This is a genomic window from Crateriforma conspicua (assembly GCF_007752935.1).
Lineage (GTDB): Bacteria > Planctomycetota > Planctomycetia > Pirellulales > Pirellulaceae > Crateriforma > Crateriforma conspicua.
The window spans coordinates 6,889,072-6,912,686 of the sequence record NZ_CP036319.1 but is presented as its reverse complement, the minus strand read 5'-3'; the positions used below and the strand labels follow the sequence as shown (position 1 = coordinate 6,912,686).

Annotated in this window: 1 protein-coding gene; it reads left to right on the top strand. The window is 58.8% G+C overall.

Annotated elements, in window-relative coordinates:
* The first annotated feature begins 69 nt into the window (after window positions 1–69).
* On the top strand, window positions 70–23,490 hold the full coding sequence (locus Mal65_RS25150) for a PKD domain-containing protein (RefSeq protein ID WP_145304128.1): 23,421 nt from the start codon (window positions 70–72) through the stop codon (window positions 23,488–23,490).
* The last annotated feature ends 125 nt before the right edge of the window (window positions 23,491–23,615 follow it).

The following is a 23,615-nucleotide window of genomic DNA, read 5'->3' as shown; positions in this document are numbered from 1 at the left end:
ACGCCGGAACGAACCAGCGTCCGAATTCAACCGCGAACCGCATCCACGCGGCGTCGAGCTCGACGTCGAATGCTCAAAGAGCAACTCGAAGCCCGCCAGCTATTGGCGGCAGATGGATTGATGGGGCCGATACCCGCAGAAGTTTCGACGCCTGCGCTGTCCTCCGCTGAGGCAAACTTCGTCGAGACCATCGACGATGCCGCGGCAATCGGTGCTGACGGCATCGAATCGTTTGGGTCTGGGCTTCGGCAAACGGTTCAGCAAATTTCTCGGGTGCTTTCAGCGGTTGAGAACGCGAGCGGGTTTGCGGCCGAAGTGCCTTATCTGGGCGAACTGTTGCCGGACGCGGTGGGTGGATCGAGTGTCCTCGATACCCAGTCCATCCGATCGCTTCTGAACTTAGCGACTCGGTTTGATACGGAGGTGCTTCAGCCACTCGAGGCCTTTCTTGATTCTAACCCGACGGCGACCGTGGCGGGTTTGATCGCCGAGTTTGATTTTCTCGAAGCCGCTGAAGGACTTGCCAGCGGACAAACCGGCGTGCGATTGGATTTTGCTCCGGTGCAAACGTTTGATGCAACCCTGGCTGGATTGCTTGAACCGATCACCTCGCAGGCGGGAAGCATTCTGCAATCGATCGATGGTGAGTTGTTGTCGCAGGCGTTGCCGTTTCGCATCGATTTGCAGGACTTCAATTTCGACATCATCCGCGATGCTGCGGAAAACTTTACCTTGACGATTCCCGATGTGTCGCTTTCGATTCTCAGTGAATCGATTCCACTGAACTTCGCCGCCAACGTCGGCGTGTTGGCGGGTGGTGTGACCGACGGTGTCATTCTGGCCGATCTTGGCGTACAGCTAAACACGTCGGACATCCTGGGCGAATCGATCTCGTTGGACGCCTTGCGTGGCCTGTCGATCATCGACGAGTTGTCGTCGCTGCAGGTCGAGTACGTTGGTAATGGCATCACGATGGACCTGCCCTTCGACTTTGAATTGGGCGGTTTCGACGTCGGCGGATTTTTGCCGACGCTGCGGGCGGTGGATGACAACCCATTTGACGATCGGTTCCCCGAATTTGAACTGATCGCGCCGACTGGCGCGGATTACGACGCCGACATGGTCTCGGGCTTTGCGACGATCAACGCGACGTCGATCCTGTCGACGATCGATGAGCTCGGTTCGATGTTCGGGGCATGGGAATCCGGCGAAGTACTGAATCATCCGTTGCCGCTGGGCGACAACGTTTCGGTCGGCGACGTCGCCGGTTTTGCCGACGCGTTTTCGGGTGCGGTCTTGCAGTTCCTTCGCGACGACGAGGGGTTGCCGGCGTTCGACACGATTCAGGAATTGGCGAACCTGATCCCACAGGCTGCCGACGCCGTCAACGACTTTGTTTCCTACGACAAAGACACGCGAACAATCACATTGGACCTCGGTTTTGGCTGGGTGCCTGAGGACATCGTGGCCCAGGCAAACTTGAGTGTGATCGCTGGTGGCGAAGATTCTCCGATCGCTTCGGTAACGATGAATCCGGGCGAGGACGGCACCAACAACCGCCTGACGATCAGCCGTGAGGTCGCATTCGATTTCCAGGTCGAGATCGGACTGGGACGTCCGGAGCCGGCGAAGGTCAACGTGGTCGAGCAGGCCAACCGCATCAGCCTCGAGGGTCAAACCGATGCGGTCAAAGATGACCGCGCGAACCTCGCGACACCAATGATGGCAATCCTACGGCGGATGGGTTTGGCGGATGTGGCCGATACCCCGCAAAAGCTACGAGTTCGATTGAACGATCCGGCGGCGGCCCCGGTCGTCGCCGGAGTTCCGGCAGGCGAGATCGAGATCGACATGGGAACGATCGATCCGCATGTCACTCTGGGCGAGTGGCTCGAAAGAGGCACCTACGTCGGTGACAACGACCAGTTGTTGGTGACCCTGGATTTCGAACCGACGGTGATCGCCGGGTCGCCGCTGGGCAACATGACTGGACGTTTCATCGTTCGTGACCATACAGCGGGAACAGGACGCGTCGACATCCAGTTCCAGTATTTGGAAGCTCCCGGTAGCAATCGGGGTGTGTTCGATCAAACGGCGATCAGCGACGAAGACGTGCCATGGGCGCGTACGCTCGGGGAGTTGAGGCGATGGGGATTTGAGCAAATCGCCGAGCACCTCGAGGGAATCATCGGCACTAGAGCGAACTTGGGAACGTTCGACACCGTTCTCGTTCAGGCAACCTTCGATCCCTCGCTGGAACCCGCTGGAGCCAATTTCGACTATGCCGGCACACTGGCATCAGCCAACGCGGCGAACAGTTTTTTTGGCCTGGCGCCAACGACTGATCCCAGCATCATCTATCCGATTGCCCAAATCGCTTCGATTTCCGGTATCAATCCGTCGGCGATTGCCGCTGGGCCTCACATCAAGACCCGGTTCAATCCACGGTTCGACTGGGATTTCGACACCAGCGGTGCCGCGGACCCAAACCGATCCAGCTTTCTTTCAACGGGGACTCACGAGCTCCTGCACGGGCTAGGATTCTTATCGAACATTTTGGGACCGGCGATCGATCCTGGCGACCCGCCGGGCGGTTCCTTTGATAACAACGCTCCGTCGCTGTACGACACCTTTTTGGTCAATATCGCACCGGGGGTCGGCGGTGCCGCACCCGTGGTCACTCCGTTAACGGCTCCGGGGACCACTAACGCCCAACGGCTGGCCGCGATTACTAGCGGGACCGCTGCCAACCCCGGGACGCTGTTCTCCGTCGCTCCAAACTCCGTGCTGGTCAATCCAGCCGGTCCGGGCTCGCCGCTACAGATGTACGCTCCTGCAAGCTTCGAGCCCGGTTCAAGCCGCCATCATTTCGATCAAGCGACGTTTGCACCGTTCGATGAAACGATGGTTCCGAGGGATCTGTCGGGTTCCGACGTTGCCATCGGCATTTCCACGTTATCGGCCGCGATGCTGACCGATCTGGGCTACGCCCAACCGCCGGTGGCGACCACCGCGGTGACGTCGAACGATGAGTTTTGGAATCGATTTTTCGAAACTGACACCACCCCGTTCTCGGTCCCGACCAGCATCAACCTGAACCTGGTCCCGTTCTCCGACATTCTCGACACCCCCCTGGCGGCGTTCGAACCCGCGTTGGCGGATCTAGGGGCCGCCCCGATCCCAACACTGCGGTACCAGTTGCGTGACGGCACGACCGACACCGTAAACCTTGGTACGGCCTCCGGTGCAACGTTCAGAGACTTCACCCGTCTCTTCCGAACGGGCGCCCCGGGTGGCGAGGGTTTGTCTGTCAGATCCAAGGGCGACACGATCTTCTTAAAAGACACCACCATGCCGATCGCGGGCGGAAGATTTTCGATCGGTTTCGATGATCCCGCCGACGCGAACCATCCGATCGGACGGCTGCTCCCCCCCGAGATCGCTCCGGCGGATTCCGCCGTGATCGTCCTAGATCGATTCATTCGAACGCTCCCGCGGTCGACCACCATTTCCAGGAACACGCCACTCTTCGACATCCTGACCCCCTCGGAATACAACAACGTCCTCAACCGAGATCACTACGCCCGGATCTCGCGGATCGATGGCGGCGATGCCGTCCAGGTGAGTACGGGAGTGCTGAATCCGGATTCCACCGTGGGGACCCTTCTCGACGCGTTGACCGTCCGCTCGGGCGGCGACATCCAAGTCCAGGCCTACATCGCGCCCGGTGACGACCGGATTACCCTGCACGATCGCCTCGGCGTTCTGATGCCGGCAGCATTCAGTGACGCGACGCCCCCGGGTCCGACGGACAAGGTGGCGTTGGAGATTGAGGATCTGACGGGCGGCGGTGGAATCTTCGACCTGTTATTCGAACAACACCGCGTCCCGCTGGCGGGTGGGGCGGCAGTGGACGCCAACCCCGACGGCGACGAGTTTTTGACCAGCGACTCGCTGGGAACGCGACGGGGTACAACGGTCTTCGGAAACGACGAACGTGTCATCGCAGTGGAGAAATCGACTCAGGCGGCACCGGGGCTACCCCTCGGCATCGTGCTTGATCGGCTTCTGCCCCGCAGCGAGTTAGCGTTCGACCAAAGCGCGACGTTTCTTTTGACCAACGGAAGTCAGGCGACGATCACGCTGCCGGGCGACCCGCGGAGCTACACTTCGTCGTCTGCCCTTGAAGCGATGGTGATCTCCGACCCGCTGGTGAGCGTCTATGCGGCGGACCGTTCCTGGATTGTCGCCGATTCGAATGGGGGCAGCGTCAACCCGCTGACCTTGGTCGACGCTGACCCGTTGTTTGATCGGCTCTTCAACGGCGGTCAAGCGTTTGGGACGGTTTTGCAAACCGTTCCCCTCAGTTCGACGACTGTCGGGAATACCGCAGGCGAAGCCCCGATCAGTGTCTACCTCGATGGCGGTCTGGTCCGAGACGAAGATGGCGAACTCGCGGCGTTTGCATCGCTGGACGCCGCAGCTGCCGGGGGTGCCAGCCCGCCGATCGAGATCCGTTTGCGGGACGGGACGGTTCGAACTATCGAGCCGATTGATTGGCAACGCGGACTAGACCATCTCGACCTCATCGATCGGTTCACGCTCTTTGAGGGTTCGCGGCAGCTCACCGAGGCGTGGATCGAAAACCGGACCTTCAACGTTCGAGACCTGACGACCGGTGTCCTGGGTGGGACGCCGAACGACCCCGAGAGCATCTTTGATCTTCGAACGTCCATCCGCTACTCCGAGGGTTCTTCAGGAAGTCTCTTCCTTTCCAGGATACTGCCGCTCGGGATCGATTTCGATGGTGACCGAGTGCTGCACGGTTTGCCGCTCTATAACGCGTTCCCGTCGGTTGCCGAAGCCACGGTTGATGCGACCACGACCTTGGATGGAATCGTCGCTGGTCTCGCGGCCGGCGACGAAGTCGGTCAACAACAATCGGTCCTGATGACCTCCAGCGACGGCATCGAGCGACGGATCGACTTGGGTGTCCTTGACGACAAGACCACGCTCGGCGATCTGGTCAATCTGTTGGCGGTCGAAGACACGCCGGGGGTGCCTTTGACAGTCGCCCAGATTGTCGAGGGATCGCGAATTTTTATCAGTAACACTGGCGGTGGGACTCTGGTCTTTCGGCCGGATCCGATGAGCGAAGGCTCGCTATTTAGGGTGCTTGGTTTGCTCGGACCTGACGGATCGGGATCGGTCAATCCGACCGACGAGGTCACGACCCGGGAGTTGCTGCTCAGCCCCGTCCGTCTCACTGCGTCGCTGGGAGATCTGTTCGATGCCGATTCCGGGTTATTTTCAGACGGGACAACGACCTTGGCGTTTGACCCGGGCGATGCCGTTATGCCAGTATCTGGCGTCGTTCCCGACACCGTCATCGGACCTTTCACGCCCGACCAAACGCTCGCCGATCTGCTGATCGCGTTGACCGTCGCCGATCCGGCAGATGCCGATCGCAACCTGTTGTCGTCAGCCTTGAACGGCGACTCGATCGTGGTCACCCACGCGGCCGGACCCAGCTCCGCGCTTCCGGCGGCGTTGTCGTTCGAGGGCGGCAATGAAGATCTTCGGCAAACACTGGAAGATCTTTTCGGCCTCTCGCTCGACTTCAACAACGACGGACGCTTTGTTAGTGAATCCCTGGCGACGTCAGCCGTTGCTAGTCCCGCTGACCCGGCGACCCCGATCCGGGAGGTCGTCGGTGCGGCGCGGTTCGATCAGGCAATCGCTGGGGGAGACATCGTGCCGGTAAGGGTCGCGCTTCGGGATGGAACCACTGCGAATATCCAAGTCGGTCACGCCGCCAAGTCGATGCGGAGCTACCTAGATCAGTTCACGATCGAACGGGACGGTGAGGTCGTGCTAGGTGCCTCGCTGCAACAGTTCGAAACCGATGAAGGCGGCGTCAGCTATCGTCCGGTATTTACCGATTTCACGTCGTCGACCGGTTCGACGCCGCTTTCGATCACCGTTGATCACGCCAACGCTCCGTCACCCGAAGCGGCGGCTTTGCCGATCGAGTTGGGCATTGTTGGTGTCGATCAATTCGACACGGGGAAAATCACCGGCCCGGAATTGAAGACCTCCGGTGCAAGCAACCGTCGCGGACCAGTGATTCGCATCCCGTCGCCGCCGCGGTTATACGCGTCCTTCGGGGCGGTGGCATCGGACGTCAACGCCACCGCGGCGATCGGTGAGATCCTGACCGCGTCGGTCGAAAACGGATCGGCATCGCTGACGGGGTCGGTTGAACTGACGATCCCGATCCCGGATGGACAGGGCTTTCTGTCGATCGGCGATCTGACTCGGGCGATCGTCAATCCGTTCTCGTCGTTGGAACTGAACCTGGACGCCGATTTGCAAATCGGCGCTGAACTATTCGTTGATGTCGGCGGTTTGAACGAACAACCGACCGACCCGGACGAAATACCTCGCATCGATGTCGCTTGGCCCGACGCGCTGACCGCCGATCCGCGGATTCGGCTGCAGACCGAAAATTTTGAGATCACGACCGAGAACCTCGACAACCTGCTGGACTTCTCCGACGTCACGATTCAGGACGTCATCGAGCTGATAACTCGCGTGGTCGATTTTGTCGGCACGATCGCCGTTGAAGATTTGCTCGGTCAGGATCTGCCGCTGATCGGCGTGTCGCTGGGCGAAGTGTTGGCGGTCGCCGACGACGTCGCCGGTTTGGTCGAACAACTGCAGAACGACCCCGGTGGGCTTTTGAATCAGTTGGAGGCCGAAGTCGAATCGGCTTTGGGTCTGTCGGACGAACAATTCGACTTGTACTTGGACACGAACGCGGCCGTCGTGCGCGCGGACCTCAATCTCGACTACGACGTTTCGACGACTCGGTCATTGAACCTAGACCTGTCGGAGATTTCTGGGTTCGACACGCTGGACAACTTCGTCGACTTCACCGGTAGCGGCGAGATCGGCGTCGACGCCTCCGCGACGTTGCGAGCGCACCTGGGGCTCGATACCGCCGCGGTCCGCGCGGGTGACGTCGCCGATGCGGTGCGCGTTTATGACACCAGCGGCGTCGCGGCGGAGGCGCGGCTGTTCGCCGACGATTTGAACTTCACCACGTCGGTGCTCTCACTGGAAGCCGCGGTGGTCGGCGGTCGCGCGGCGTTCGACCGTGATGGGTTGAACTTTAACGGCACCGCGGAGTCTATCGATCCGGTCGACATCTCGATCACCGCGGGCGATTGGCCGGGCGGGTTCAAGACGTTGACCTCACTCACACCCGACGACTTTGAATCGGACCTGGGGCTGATCGATGACGCTGCGATCGGCGTCGATCTGCCGCTAACGATCAATGGCACCGCGTCGCAGCTGCAATTGCAGTGGGATGACCTCGATAGCTTCCAGTTCACAATCCTCGACGACGGCACCCCGATAACGACGCAGTCCGGTAACGTCTTGGCGGTGCCCGACATTGCGGCGGCGATCGACAGCATCACGTTGGGTGACGGTATCGCCGCGTTGGCGACCGGTTTGCAAGGGTTGTTCGAATCGTTGGAGACGCAACTCGGCGACCAGATCCTCGGCATCGACGTGCCGTTGATTGGCGAGGCACTCGAGGACGCAGTCGAGTTCGTTGACCGTTTTGTCGCGCCGATGGCTGACGCGTTCAATCAAGGTTTTGACGACTCGCCGCAGCTCGGAGATGAAGTGCAAACCGCCTTGTTCGGCGTGCTCGGGCCGGCGGGGCTTAATGTGGTCGGTGACCAAGACAACGACGGCAACGTGACGTCGTCGGACATCGGCATCATCACGTTCGACGAAAACGACCGCGCGATCGGGTTTGATTTGGAACTGGATCTCGGATCGTTGACGCGTTCACTACCGATCAACCTGGACCTGGGCGGCAGCGGCATCGGGATGGACATCGCAGGCGACGTTGGGTTCAGCGCAGGTCTGACGATCGACGTTGGCGTCGGGATCGATTTGGACGCCGGCCCGTTCGTTCAATTCGGCGACGGCCAAAATCTGGGTTTGGAATTTTACGCGGGCATCGATGACCTGGTCGCCGACGGTCGTTTCGGTCCGCTGGCAGTTCAGATCTCGACGATCGACGCCGGGGCGTTGTCCGCGTCGCGTCGCCAGGCCGCGCGGATCGATCCCAACGACGAATCGACCGAGGCGATCAACGCGATCCGCGGTGGCTTCGGTATCAATTTCCCCGCCGGTACTTACACGATCGGCAATCTGGGCGATGCCTTCGACGGAATTCAGGTGACGACCGAGTTCGTCGGCAGTGTTCATGCACACATCGACACGGGCTTGAACACGGCGACCGAGGGTTTGCCGACGATCGTCGCTGACTTGCATTTGAATTTCGACGCGGTTGTTGGAAGTATTGACGACGTCATCGATTCCATTTCATCGCCGCGGATCGAGTTGACCAACGCGGGGCTCGATCTGGGCACGTTCGTCGCCGATGTCATCGCGCCGATCTTGGGGCCGGTTCAGGACTTTTTGGAACCGCTACAACCAACGATCGAGACGCTGACTCAGCCGATACCAGTGCTGTCGGACATTCTCGGCCCGACGACGTTCATCGATTTGATCGGCACCTTTGGCAGCGGTGGCGAAACGGTCGCCCGGTTTGTTGATGCGGTGATCGCGGTTAACGATGCGATCGTTTCGTTGCCGTTGTCTGCCGATGGATTGGTATTGCCGCTGGGCAACTTCACGATCGAAACCGACACCTTCGGCAACGCCACGCCGCGATCCAACGGCGGTGCGGAGAACATCGATGATTTCTTGGAGGACGCCGACAATGCCGCCAACGATGCGGCGGAATACCTGCGCGAATTGCCGAGAGGTCAATCGACCGCCTCGGCCGGCGGGTCGACGACCGTCGAACCTGGCAAGTTCGCGTTCCCGATCTTCGATGACCCCGCTTCGGCAATCGGTTTACTGTTCGGAAACGACATTGACCTGGTGAAGTTCCAAGCGCCAACACTGAATGCCGAGTTCGGATTCAACATCGGTATTCCGGTGTTCCCGGCGTTCAACATCACCTTCGGCGGCCAGTTCAACGCGATCATCGATTTCGCGTTTGGCTACGACACCGCGGGCATTCGTCAATTTGCCGAATCGGGTCGGGCGTTGGACCTGCTGAATGGCTTTTATTTGGACGACTACCGACAGGTCGGCGTTGACGAAGCCGGCAATCCGATCTTTGAGGAGCGTCCGGAGTTGACGTTTGCCTTCGCGGTCACGGCCGGCGGCGAGATCGATTTGGCGGTTGCCAAGGCAGGGGTCCAAGCGGAACTGGGCGCGCGGTTGTTGTTGGATTTGAACGATCCCGACGGCGACACGCGGGTGCGACTGGACGAGTTGGCGGCGAACCTGCAACTAGGCAATGCACCCGGGCTGGGGCCCCTTTGGATCTTCGACGCCAGCGGCCAGCTAACCGCAGCGTTGACAGCGTACGCCAAGGCGTTCGGCATCCGCGTGTCGGCAACCTTGGGTCCAAAGGTGTTGGTCAATTATGACTTCCCCCGACCGCAGCCCGCGGAAATCGTTTTGGGTCGGGTCGAAGATGACGGGACGTTGGTGATTCATACGGGCCCCGAAGCCGCCAACCGCGTCGGCGGTGATGCAACGGACATCGACGAAACGGTTTTCGTGGAGATCGATGAGGAAACCGGAAATGTTTTGGTCACCGGTTTCGGTAAGACTGATAAGTTCATCGGAGTCCAACGTTTGTTGATCGACACAGGCGACGGCGACGACACGGTGGTCGTCGACGCGACGTTCGACCTGCCGGCGACGATCACCGCCGGCGACGGCAACGATGACATCACCGTCGGCTCTGGGCCGACCACTGTGTACGGCGGTTGGGGTGACGATTTGATTACTGGCGGAGACGCCGACGATCGGTTGTTTGGACAGGGCACGTCGGACCCTCGGTTGGTCACAATTCCCAATCCTGACCTTTCGGACCCCGACGCCCCGGAAACAATCGATGTCCTGTCCAGCGACAACGATCAAATCCTCGGCGGTGGCGGAGCAGACATCATCGTCGGCGGGTTCGGCGACGATAATTTGAAGGGCGACGCCGGCAACGATCGCGTCGAGGGCAACCAGGGCGATGACTTCATCAACGGCGGCGACGGCGATGACATCCTGATCGGCGGCGATGGCGAGGACGTCGTCTCAGGAGACGGAGGCGATGATACCGGTTACGGCGACGAAGAATCCGAAGCAGGTTCGACCTCGACCACCGATGGTCCGGACGTACTCTTGGGAGGGCCCGGTGCCGACCGTTTGTTCGGCGGTGGGGGCAACGATGAATTGTTCGGTGGTCTCGGATCCGACCAACTTTTCGGTGGCAACGACGACGACTTAATCGTCGGGGCGATCACCAGCCGAGACGACCCAAATTTCGAGTCGATCCAAACGTTGCCCGACATTGAGGTCCACACGCTCGACGGCGGAACCGGCCGCGACCGCATCTACGGCACCGCCGGAACGGACACCGTGTTCGACGCCGGCGGACGAACGGTCGTGTTCACCTACGAGGGCAACGACTACATCCTCACCGGCGATGAAAACGACACGATCGATTCAGGCACAGGCGACGATACCGTCAACGCGGGCGACGGCGCGAACATCATCATGGCGGGCGGCGGTTTCGACATTGTCACCACCGGCAGCGGCCCGGATGTCATCGACTTACGTCCCGCAGTCATCATCCAAAACGGCCGCGCTGTGCTGACGACCGATACGTCCGGCGGTCAGGTTACCGACGGCGGTGGCAACAACCGGATCCTGACCGACGACGGCGACGACACAATCGATGTGTTGGGGTCGGGCGTGAACTTCATCAACGCCGGCGGAGGCGACAATTTCATCCGCACGGTCGGCCAAGGTGGTGACTTCATTCGCACCGGGGCCGGCGATGATGTGATTGATGCGGGTGATGGCGATAACGACATCAGTACTGGTGACGGCGTTGATGATGTGACCACCGGAACGGGCCGCGATAGCGTCTTCTTGGGTGCCGGCGATGACCGTGCCAGTACCGGCAGCGGCGATGACACCATCGTTGCCGGAATTGGTAACGATTGGGTTGACGCTGGTGGTGGCAGCGACTTCGTCAGAGGCGGAGCTGGTGACGACGATCTGGTGGGCGGAGTCGGCAGCGACACCATTGATGCGGGTGAAGGAATTGATGTCGTTTGGGGTGGTTTGCGGATCTACATTCGTGAAGAACTGCTTGCCGAACTGACGACGCCCGATGGCTACGACGCCTCCGCCACGGCGGTGGAGCTCGACCCCATCGTGCCGGTCATCGTCGGCGGGCCGCTCGAAGGTTCGCTGGAAGATGGAAATGACTTGATCCGGGGCGGTGGCGGCTTGGACTTTCTGTTCGGTGGCGGTGGACGCGATCGTATTGAATCGGGTGACGGCCAGGCATACATCGACGGCGGTCGCGGAAACGACATTCTGACTGGCGGTGATGACCACGACGTGATTCGCGGCGGCGATGGCGACGATGACGTCCAAGGTTTCGGCGGCATTGACTTCAGCTTTGGTGATGGCGGTGATGACTTCATCCGCGGCGGTGCGGGGGTCGACGTCGACGGCGTAATCGAAACGCGCGGGCAACGTTCGTTTGGCGGTGACGGCAATGACGTCATTTGGGCTTGGGCGGCATCAACATCGCCGGCTGAAACGTTGCTTGACGGTGAGTACCTTGATGGAGGTCAAGGTGCCGATGAGTTGCTGGGCAATTTGCGTCGTGATGAATTGCGTGGCGGCGGTGGGGATGACCGTCTGCTGGGTGATGAATTGACCGGCCCGGTTTATCAGCCGAATGTCTCGCGTTTCATCTTGGGCGGCGATGACTTGATCGTCGGCGGTTTCGGTGATGACCTGTTGGCCGGTCATGGGGGGAATGACCGGTTGTTCGGTGGTGGCAACGTTGATGAACTGGAAGGTCATGATGGTGACGACGAGCTGTTCGGCGGTCGAGGGATTGACTTCCTGCGGCTGGACGTGCGAGCCGAGTACGGCATCGATAACGACGTGCTTGATGGCGGACGGACCAATGCACCCGAGGAGGGTCCGTTCGGTTTGGATAATTCAACCGACGTGCTGATCATCAACGGCGTCGTGCCCGAAGACGGCAGCTCGTTCAATGACAACATTACCATCGCGGGCGATGGAGCTGGCCAAGCGGTCGTGCGTTACAACGGTCGCGATTTGCCCATCGTGATCAAAGACACCGATGGCAACACATTGGTTGAACAGTTCCAGATCAATGGCTTGGCCGGCGATGACACGATCGGTTTTGATCCGAGTTTTGATACTTCGGACTTGGCCGCCCGCAGCCGGGATTGGGTCGGCGTTTTCCAAGGCGGTTCAGGCGATGACCGGCTTACCGGTTCCGCTGGCCGCGACCGGCTGGATGGTGGATCGGGGGACGACGACCTGTTCGGCTTGGGCGGCGACGACCGATTGTTCGGTGACTCCGGTGAAGGTTCGTCGGATGACTTCGATCAACTGTTCGGCGGCACCGGGAACGATGACTTGCTTGGCGGCATCGGACGCAATGACCTGTACGCGTGGTCCAGTGACCCGAATGCCGGTGCTTCGTTTGGTGTGTTCGCTGGTAATGGTGAATTAGAAGATACCGGATTGAACCGGATGCTCGGTCGTGATCAGGACGATCGTCTGTTTGCCGGAACCGGGCTCGATTTTATGTACGGTGGCGACGGCGACGATCAGTTGTTCGATGTCGACGGGAATCTGCTGGAACAGTTTGGCGTGCCGCAGGGTGACGAATGGCTTGAGTACGCTCGCAACCACGATTCGGTGTGGTACTACGGCGGATCGGGTCTCGATGATCGCATCACCGTTGATTACGTGACCGAACCCGGTTTACTTGGTGGCCACCACCTGATCACACGGCAAACCGAGAACAACGGCTTTTTCAGTTTCGACGCCACAGTGCGATTGGACTTTGCCGCGACCAACCCCGATGGAACGCTGGTTTGGGATCCCAGTGACTTGGTCCAGCGGGTCGAAGAGATTCAAGACGCGACCGATGAAGATACTCGGCGACTCGCGGCGCGTTCGTTAGAACTTTCCGGCGATCTGCTGCCACCCGAAGGCGACTTCTTGGCAATCATCGTGAACGCGGGTGCGGGTGACGACGAAGTCCGCGTTGGCCCGACGGTGCAAAAGACCGTTTGGGTGGCTGCCGGAGAAGGCGATGACGTGGTCGAGTATGAATCGGGGACGGCAATCCTGGTTGATATTGGCGACGCCGACCGGCGCAACGAAGTGATCGGCGATCCGGATGATTTTTCTGCCGCGTTTGATTTGACGTCTTTGCTTGATGACAACCAAACGATGATTTCCGACACGACGTACTTTGAGTTCGCGTCGCTCGATTCGCCGACGGACATCGACTGGTATTCGTTCACCGTTGACGACATGACGTTTGCGGCCGGGTCGCAGTTTGTCATTGATTCCTTGTCGGATAACGATCAGATCGAATTGCAGCTGTTCGAATATGACGCGGGCGATGACAACCTGATTCTTCTTCAGACCGGGGCCGGCGACGTTGGTCCCTCGAATCTGGATAGCCGCCGAACATCACGAACGTCGCTATCGATTGCTGGCCAGTCCTTCTCTGCCGGCCAGCAGTTTTTCATTCGCGTTCGTAGCCTGAACGACTACCCGACTTCGTACAACCTTGGAATCGACCTGGCCGACGAGTTGCCGCTCGGAAATAGCCGGGTCGCTTTGGGAACGGTCTCGGACACCTTCCTGCGCCGCGACGTTCTTGTTGGTGGCCCCGGTGACGACATCCTTCGCGGTGGACCATCAGAAGACTGGGTGATCGGTGGATCAGGTGACGACATCCTGACCGGTGGCATCGACGGCAACGCTAGTGACATTTTGGTCGGCGAGGACGGGGACGATACGTTCCAAATCATTCCCACATTGGATGGTGGGCTCAACACGACGCTGGCCGATGAGATCGAAGGAGGTGACGGAGTCGACCGCGTGCTTTACCTCGGTGGTGATGTCGATGACTTTGGCAACACGGTACCTGATGTGGTGACGCTGCGTTACCAGCCATTGCTTTCGTCGTATGAATTAGCCGCCAAGGTTTGGGATACTGCCAACCAAACGTTCCTCGTCGATGGAGACGAGTTCGTCATCGCCACAGCCAGCTATCGCACTCGCGGTGTGGAGTTGACCGAGTTCGACACCCGCGATGGTGACGACGAAGTTCACTTGGAAGAGGCTTCGGTCAGTATTCTTCCGGATAGCGCCGGCGAATTGCAACAGGTTCGCGTGGGTGGCTTCCAGTTCGATCGGCCCGATGGCAGCAGTGACGAGCGAGAAAGCTACGGTATTTCGCCAGGTGACTTTGCCGGCGGTGCCTTGGCATCCTCGTTCATTATCGAAGGCGGTGCGGGCAACGATCGTTTGTTCGGATCCCCATTTGACGACATCATTCGTGGCGGAACCGGTATCGATCAAATTGTTGGCGGCAAAGGCAATGACGATATCGATGGCGGTTCCGGAGGCGACTTGCTGATCGGCGATGATGTGCAAACTGGCACGACGCTGTTCGATCGCTTTGAGTTCACGATCAACGGCGATTCAAATTCGCTATTGACCGGCGCACGGCCAATCGATCTGTCCTCCGGTACAGCCGTCGGGTTGTCGCTGCACGAGGGCGATGCGACCGATTGGTACCTGTTGCCGCTGCCGGCCGACGGCGAGGCATTGTCTAACGATGACATCACGTTGACGCTGACGGATCCCTTGTCCTCGGAGTTGTTCGCGTTCAGCGACGTCGCCGGTTTGCAAGTCTTGCCCGCCGCACTGGACCCGGTAACGGATCGCATTACGGTGACCGATGGAACCGCAGAGATGTATCTGGTGGGTGTCACCAATCCGACGGCTTCCGCATTGGTGGCAGGGGGGCCACTGCTGACGGATCTGATTTCACCTGACGGTTTCACGCCGGTTGAATTCCGCCTGCAGACCCGTTCGCTGGGATTTGCTCGTCGAGTGAACATCATTCTCGGTCCGAGCAAACCGGGATCATCCGTTGCCCAGAGAATCAACGACGAACTTGAATCGATCGGCGTGGACGACCATGTGCGCGCGTTCTATGACGTCGCCCGCGAACGTCTGTTATTCCTTTCGTCGGCCGGGCAAACGGTCACCATCACCGGGAACGAACTGGCACTCGCGAATCTGGGATTCGCTGATGGTCAAACCAGCGGCCAGGCCGCGTTGGGTTTGGGCGAGTATCAGCTGACGACACCTCGGGACATTCCATCGCCAACGGCAGCGACCGCCGCGATGCCTGCGCAGCCGTTTGAGTATCCAACGGCGACGCGGCGATTGATTCATGTTCCCGTTAGTCCAACAACGCTTGATCAACCGGTGGTGACGCTCCACAACGTCTTCACGGCCGAGGGAGTGGCGTCAGGTGAAGGGGTGTCGCGAGTGATTTCAGCAGGCGACATCAATGGTGATGGACGCCCCGACGCGGTTTTCGCCAGCGACAATGCGGCCTACGTTGTGCTGGGGAGCGAGAGACTCGATCCGTCCGTCGCTGACATCACCGAAGTTGCCGACTACGTGATTGATCTGACCGCCGGCGGTTATCAGATCGCCGATACGATCGTCGACTTGGACGGCGATGGGTTGGACGATTTGACCTTCCATCAGACATCACTTGGCGGCATCACCCGTGTCAGAGTCCTCCGTGGTTCAACGCTGACTGGTACCAATGCGGCTTTGGCGCTTCGGGGGCTAGACCAGCGCGTTATTACGGTGGGAGGTTCAGCGAAGGAAGTCGCGGCTCTGACACATTCAGGTGATCCAAGCCGTGTTCAAGTGGATTGGATCCAGTACGACGATGACGGTGTGCCGGATCTGGCGATTTTCGCGGAGTTGCCGACGTTGTTGGTCACCGGAACGGCGGACCAGTTGGGATATGGGGTCATCCGCGACGGGGCGCCGATCGCCACAAACTTTGAAATCAACTCCGTTCTGAGTGCCGCGAATCTGTTGTCGGTCGGCGAAGGAAAATCGAATGAGATCGCGGTCAGTGACGATGTGCTTGACGCAGAGCTGTCTTCGATAGGTGGCACCGACCAACTTCATGTGACTTTTGGTGACATTGATGGCGATGGTCGGGACGATTTGATCGGAACATTCCCCTATGGTTGGAAGTTCGATCACGATGAGATCACCGCGGTTGCCCTGACACATCGAATCGCGGGCGGCACGACGGGGTCTCGAGTCTCCATCGGTGATCGACCGGTCATCGCCGCGTTTAGCGAGATCGTCCTATCGGGTGATGGTCGGTCGCAAACGGGAGCCCTCAATCAAGACACGCCGGTATTCGCTGGTGACCTGGACTCCGACGGACGAACGGATCTGGTGTTCGTTGCCGACTATGCCGGTGCCGATTTCTTTAGTCGTGGCGTGGCGAGAATCATGACCGCGGATACTTTGCTCGACAACAGTCGTTTGGCGGTCGAAAAACGCTTCGATGCGCAAATCGTACTCGCGGACAACACCAACGGAGTGTTGCAGCGACCATCGGTTTCGATCGGCGATTTCGACGGCGATCGGATCTCCGATCTTGCGATCACCGAAGATGGTTTGACCGGTCGCCGCATCAGTGTCTTCTATGACGCCTTGAACGTTTTCAATCGGTCGACGGAAACCAGCTTTGATGATGAGCGAATTGATAATGTGATCGTATCGGCACCCGTGGGTGGCTCCACCATGAGCGGGCTGCCGATCGGTGCGTTCGACCTGAGCGGTGACGGCATCGACGACTTGCTGTTCGGCTCGGGAACCGTCACAACAAGCGACGGTTTATTCCGAGGGGGGGCGATCTACGGAATTGCTGGCGGCCCGAGAACGATTGGAGTGCCCGGCGGTGATGTTACAGAACTTGCCAACGATTCCATTCGTGGGATCGGCGACATCATTCGTGATTCGCAGGGTGACTTCACGATCGATGCGACGTTGGCCGATGGAACCGCGGTGGATTGGTATCGCTTCCGTTCGCTTGGAGATGGTCGCATCGGTGATCGCATCAGCTTATCACCTTATGCTCCGGTGCAATCGACGGTTCGAGCGGATGGTGTGGTCGCGACGATCCCGCTTTCCGGCGGCGATGGTGATGACCCAAGTGTCACCCTGACACCGGGTGGACGCCTCGGCGCTTTGGAGTTGGATCTCGGCCAACTCCTTTCGCTCATCGATCAACCGGGGACCCTGGTCGATGCTGAATTGGGTTTGACGGGCATTGGTCAGGCTGGCAATGCGGTGGAGCCCGTGCGACAACCCGAAGGATTCACGGTGGCTAGCGAGGGTCGCACGTTCTTCAGGGCCTCCACTCCGGATACCGGAATTGAACTGTACGTGACCAACGGTTCGCCGGGTGATGTCCGCTTGGTCGAGGATTTGACCCCCGGTCCGAGAAGCAGCTTACCCGGAAGCATCACCGCCTGGCGCGGCGGTGCGGTCTTCACTGTGTCCGAGTTCGGCGGCGAGGAAGAAGGCGGCGAAATTGGACGCGGCCCAGAGACGACCTTCTATTTTGCAACCGAAACATCGATTCGCGAGATCGCCGATCGCGATCGACTGAATCTGAACATCGAAGGCAGTATGTTTGAATTCAACGGCGATCTTTACGTCACCGGATACAGCAACAACGACTTCGAAGGCAAGTTGGCCGTCATTCGAAATTTCGGTGGCACCAACTTGATGGACGAGGTCGCGGTGGTCGGTGACACCGCTGAGATTGTCGCCAAAATTGATGCCGGCTTGATTCTCTTTGACAGAGGAGCGTTTTATCTATTCGATGGCTCTGGTGAACCGGTCGAGTTCTTCCGACCCGGCGGTTTTTTCGCACTGGGAAGCAATAGGAACAACATCGCCGGAGGAGACCGTTTCTTCTTCACCGCGGCAGACGCAGCGAACGTTCGCGGGGCCTACGTCACCGATGGCACGGCGGCGGGAACGAAGTTGCTTCAAGCGTTCGACAAAACCGACGAGAACTCGCCATACGGATACACGATTGAAGACAAGGAATCGGGCGGGGTTTACTTTGCCAGTGGCCGTGACATTTGGTATTCCGGGGATGATGGAACTAGCCTGATCTATACCCCGAACACGTCGAAAGAACCGCTCAGCAACGGAATCTTTGAACTGTTTGCGTTACGAGACACAGTGGTGTTGCTTGGCCGTGACGGGCCGACTCGGATCATTGTTCAGGAGGTTGATCCGGATGGGCGAGTGATTGCCGAAGAAGAGCTTACGGCAAGTCGGAATGTCCTCGTTGACGACGCGAAGTTGCTCGGCGAGCGATTAATCATGGGCGTCGAGAAACTCTTCAACAGTGCCCCGGGGCGGACTTATGAATTGTTGGCCTATGACGTGCCCTCCGGTCAACTCTCAACCTTGGATCGTTTCATCTACGAGCCCACCACAAGTGGCTTTTTCAATAACTTCGTAGTCGACGACGATCAACTTCTGTACGCGGGATATCGCAACGACAACATCATCGGGGAACAGGTTTGGAGAAGTGACGGCTCGCCCGGTGGTACTTACCCGGTTCAACAGGAAAGCAACATCGGAGGTGGAACTGAAGTCACCTTGAACTTTGCCGGAGGTCGCAACGACGGAAGGATCACGGGCACCGAAGACGACCAGGAAGTCGTCTTCACCAGGACAATGAGTTTTGACGAAACCCAATCGCAGCAAACACTCGATCTGTCCAGCAATCTCGAGGCCCTGCGTGATTTACTTGACCAAGGCTATCGATCAATCGTCGTCACGATGACGGTCACTGAAGGCGAGGCGCAGATTCAATCGCCGGGCCCAGACGACGGTCTGTTTCTAACACGATCAAGTGGCGTCGAGGGTCGCTTGATCGATGGAGAAGGACGGCTGATCGCGGATGACTTCAGCCAATTCGACATGCGGAACTTGCCCGCGGGTGAATACTTCATCGGTGTGTCGCGTCCGTCAGGACAAACAGACGGTTCGATCGCGTACGACCTTCAAGTTGACGCGCCGCTGTTGGCCGATGGGCACGACACTGGGCCAAATGATCGAGTCGACGGTGGCGACGGCGACGACGTGGTCATCGGCGGCCCGGGCAAAGATCGCGTCTTTGGCGGCAGCGGTCGCGACACTCTCGTCGCCGAGGTGTTCGAACGTCGTGACGCCGATGCGGGCGATTTCACCCGTGGCGATCTGATCGAAAATCGCTTCAACGAATTTGTCGATGCTCGACAAGAACGTGACCCGATTGCCGTCATCGGCGTCGATCCATTGGAGATCTTGCCGGGCCAAGTCGTGATCACGCAACAACCCATCGCCGAAGCCATCGGAGCGGTCTTGGGTGTTTCCGTGGTGACGACGGTTGGCGGTGATGTCCAGTTCGCCAGACCGGTGCACGCATCGGAGCTATCGTCGATTGCCGAATTGGACCTTTCCAATTCAGGGGTGACGGACCTGGAAGGCTTACAGCATTTGGTTGGCCTTCGTTCGTTGAATTTGTCTGGGAACAACTTGGACTCGACCAGCCTGTCGGTGTTGCGACCGCGCAACAACGATACTCAAGGACTGCTCGCCATCGAGCACTTGGACTTGTCGAACAACCAGTTGACGTCCACGAATCCCTTGCAGTTTCTGACAACCCTGCGGACACTGAATCTGAGCGATCAACGCGGAGTGAGCATCACTTCAATCGGTGGTTTGCGAACCCTGGAAGAATTGCGCGTGCTGACAGTCGCCGGCAACTCCGTGACCGATCTGTCTCCGCTGCGAAACTTGAGCAACCTGCGGGTACTCGATGCTTCGGGCAACATCTTTGCTCAGCAAGGACTCAATCAACTGGACCTGAGAACGTTGATCGCGACCGAGGTCATTGATGCGCGTGTCGATGGGATCGCTGGAACCTGGCATGCGTCCGTTGATCCCGGAAGTGTTGGCGGCAGCTACTTGTATGCGGATCTGGACGAGGGTGACCATGCATACGTTTGGAACACCGGCGACATCCCCAGCGGTCGCTACGAGCTGTTTGGCTTGTGGCATGGTGATTCCTCACACACTTCAGCGGCCCAGTACGCGATCAATGGTCAGGTTGTCGGCGTGGCGGATCAACGATTGGCCAGCCGCGGTCGCGTTTACGGTGACCGTGAGATGCAGTCGATTGGCTTGGTGGAGATTGGAAGAGACGTGTCCGAGATTCGTCTTTCAGGATCGGATGGAGGGCTGTTGGTTGCGGACGCCATTGTGCTGCGTCCCAGCCTTGGTTCGGCGGCTGATTCTCTGGTGCATCTGGAGGTCCGTGGCACAACGGTCAGCGACACTCAGCGTGACATCCTCCTGGGCGAACTTGCGGCCCGCGACGGCGTGGTGCAGATTGATGTCAACAAGGCACCGACGTGGATCGGTCCAGCGGGTGTAGCGGTTTCGCCAAGCAGTAACCGGCGTCTGTTCGCCGACGTCCAATCGTTGTTCGACGACGATCAGAGCGGTTCGTTGGTCATCACGGCGAACGTCAACCACCGCAATGCCGAGGTTAGGGTCGATAACGGCGAGCTTCAGTTGAATGCTCCCAATCCGATCACCGAGGTTGTCACAATCGAGTTGACGGCCACCGATGCATTCGGTGCGACGACCGTTCACATGTTGCCCTTGGGCGTCGGCTACTCGTTGGGGCAGGGCAGTGTCCGCAGAGTGTCGATGCCGGATGAAGGCACCCGAGTTGTTTCGGTTTCCAATCGAGGGCGCGAATTTGCTGCGATCTCTGATCGGCTGGGTAACTACACGGTGCTGCTTGATGACGCCGAAGGCGAAATTGAGTTGGAGGACGGGCAGAACATTCGCCAAATCATTAGCGGTGGCGGAAACGGTTGGGACATCGGCGGCTTCAGTGTCGTGACGAACCAGGATTTCTCCTATTTCGCTGGTGCAGCAATTTCCAATCCCGGTCAGGTCAACGAAGGCGACGTGGTAACGCTTCGCAGCGGAACCTTTACAACAACCGGTGACACCTATACCTACCAATGGCAGGTCGACGGACCCGGTGTCGAAGCGAATCGACTCGGTGGCGAATCGGTTCAATTCAAGCCGACCGACAGCGGCATCTACACGGCCACGCTCGTTGCCACGCGTGGTAGCGACGGAAGGGCCTTCGTTGATTCGCGGACCTTCTTTGTCGACGAAGTCGCTTCGCAGTTCGTCGTCGGCGACGACGTGACCGCATCCGAAGGCGACTTCGCCTTGCGTCGGTCCTTCGTTGTCGACCCCGGCGATGAATCAGTGCTATACAACATTGATTACGGCAACGGCGATCCTGTCGTAGCCATCAGTACTCGTAGCGGAGATGCCGTCAATCTACAAACGTTTTATGGCGACGCCGGCACGTACACGATCAATGTCTTGGCGATCGTCGACGGCGAACGGTTCGAGGATTCGTTTGATGTCACGGTGACGGAAACTCTGCCCACGCAAACCTTTACCATTGACGAAGCCTTCATCGCGGAGGGCCTCGGCGGTGTCGTCGAAGTCTCAATCACCGACCCATCGCGATCGATCAACCGCACCGATTGGACGGTCACCATCGACTGGGGGGACGGCCAATCGCAAAGCATTACCGATGACTTGACCATCACTGGCCAAGGCGCCGGGGCCAATGGCAAATTCACGCATGACTTCCCCGAAGGAAGTTTTTCAACAACGCTTCGCGTGATTGATGGCGACGGCGAGACCTTTGAACAGTCACTCGAGATCGTCGTTTCCAATGACACGCCGCTAGTCACCACGGACATCCCGGGCACAATCATCGAGGACCAAACGTTCCTCGCCGCGGTCGATGTGATCGACGCGGACGCGGTGACAATTGCGTGGGACTTTGGCGACGGATCGGCGGTTCGGACGGGTGATTCCGTGCGGCACGTCTACTCATCTGACGATGACTACGTCATCACCGTTACAGTGACTGATGCTGATGGGGCCACGGTTGTTGAAACCACGCCGGTGAACGTTACCCCTGTCAACGACTCGCCGACGATCGAACCCATCGCCGCAGCCGAGGTTGTTGAAAGTTTCGAAATCACGATTCCAACCGCTTCTGCAGATCCCGATGGAGACAATCTGGACTACAGCCTGATCAATGCACCCGTAGGCGTCGTCATCGACGATGTTGGCGTGATCCACTGGACGCCGACCATTGACCAGGGAGGTACGACCTACACTTTCGAAGTACTGGTCAGCGACGGCGACGCTACCGCAACGGCGCCTGTAACAGTCAGTGTTTTGCAAACCGGTTCAATCAGCGGTTCCCTGTTTGTTGACGTTAATGGCGACGGAATTCGCCAAGCGGACGAATTGCCGTTGACCGATGGCATGGTCAAGATCGACGAAGGTGACGATGGCGTTGTCGACCGGATCGTTTCCGTCGACGCGCAAGGTAACTATCTCGTCGACAGTTTGCCGATCGGCCTTTATCGAGTTTTCAGCGAACTCGGCGGCGGTCTGCAGGCAACAACGCCGCTGTCATTCGTCATCGACATGGTCACACCACGCGATATCACGCTTCCATCGATCGGGGGAAGCGATGACATTGACGGCGATGGGATCAGCAATGACGAAGAAGATAACTCGCTCGCCGGCGCGGACGCCAATGACGATGGCATCTTGGATTCCTTGCAGTCCTACGTCGCATCGATCGAAACGGTCGGCGGTCCAGTCACGCTTGTGAGTGATCCCGGAACAACATTACAGTTCATTTCAGCGGACGATGCGGTTAGTGATAGCAAGACAGATGCCCGGTTCCCATTCGGACGTTTGTCATTCTCGGTCGCGGGTCTAGCGCGGGGGGGCCGAGCTGATGTAGAAATTCGCGTTCCCAACGAAGTGGGAGTCGCCATGGTTTACACGGTCGACGACCAGCCAGATCCGCTACCCCCGGTTCTTGATGAGTTTGGTAGCACGACTGATGACACGATCGACATTCTTGCCAATCGCGTTCTCTTAACGGCCCGTGAAGGCGGCGTCAGTGACATCGACGGCAATGAGGACGGCAGGATGACGTTCTCGCTTCAGCCCGCCGCGGTGGATGCGACGTGGACGAACCCGAGCAACCGGTTTGATGTAAGTGGGGATAATCGCGTTACCCCGTTGGATGCCTTGTTGATCATCAATGCATTGCAGCGTTCTTCAACCACCAGCATTGACCTAGAAAATCCGCCCGGACCGAGCGATTCCTTCTTGGACGTCAATGGTGACGATCGCGTCACCGCAATGGACGTCTTATGGGTGCTCAATCAACTCAGGCGGCAAGCTTCCGCCGAAGGCGAATGGATCGGTTTCAGTCCCAAACCGGCTTCAGTATCGGAAGACGACGACATCGATCAAGCCATTGGCAGGCTCTTCTAGATTTTATCAATCAAGGATACAGCTTTTTAATCCACAGAATCGACTGGAAGTACCGGGGAGTGGAGTGAAACAAACGCCAGGAAATCGAATGGGAGCGTCGGTATTCAGCTGAGGAGAAGATTGAC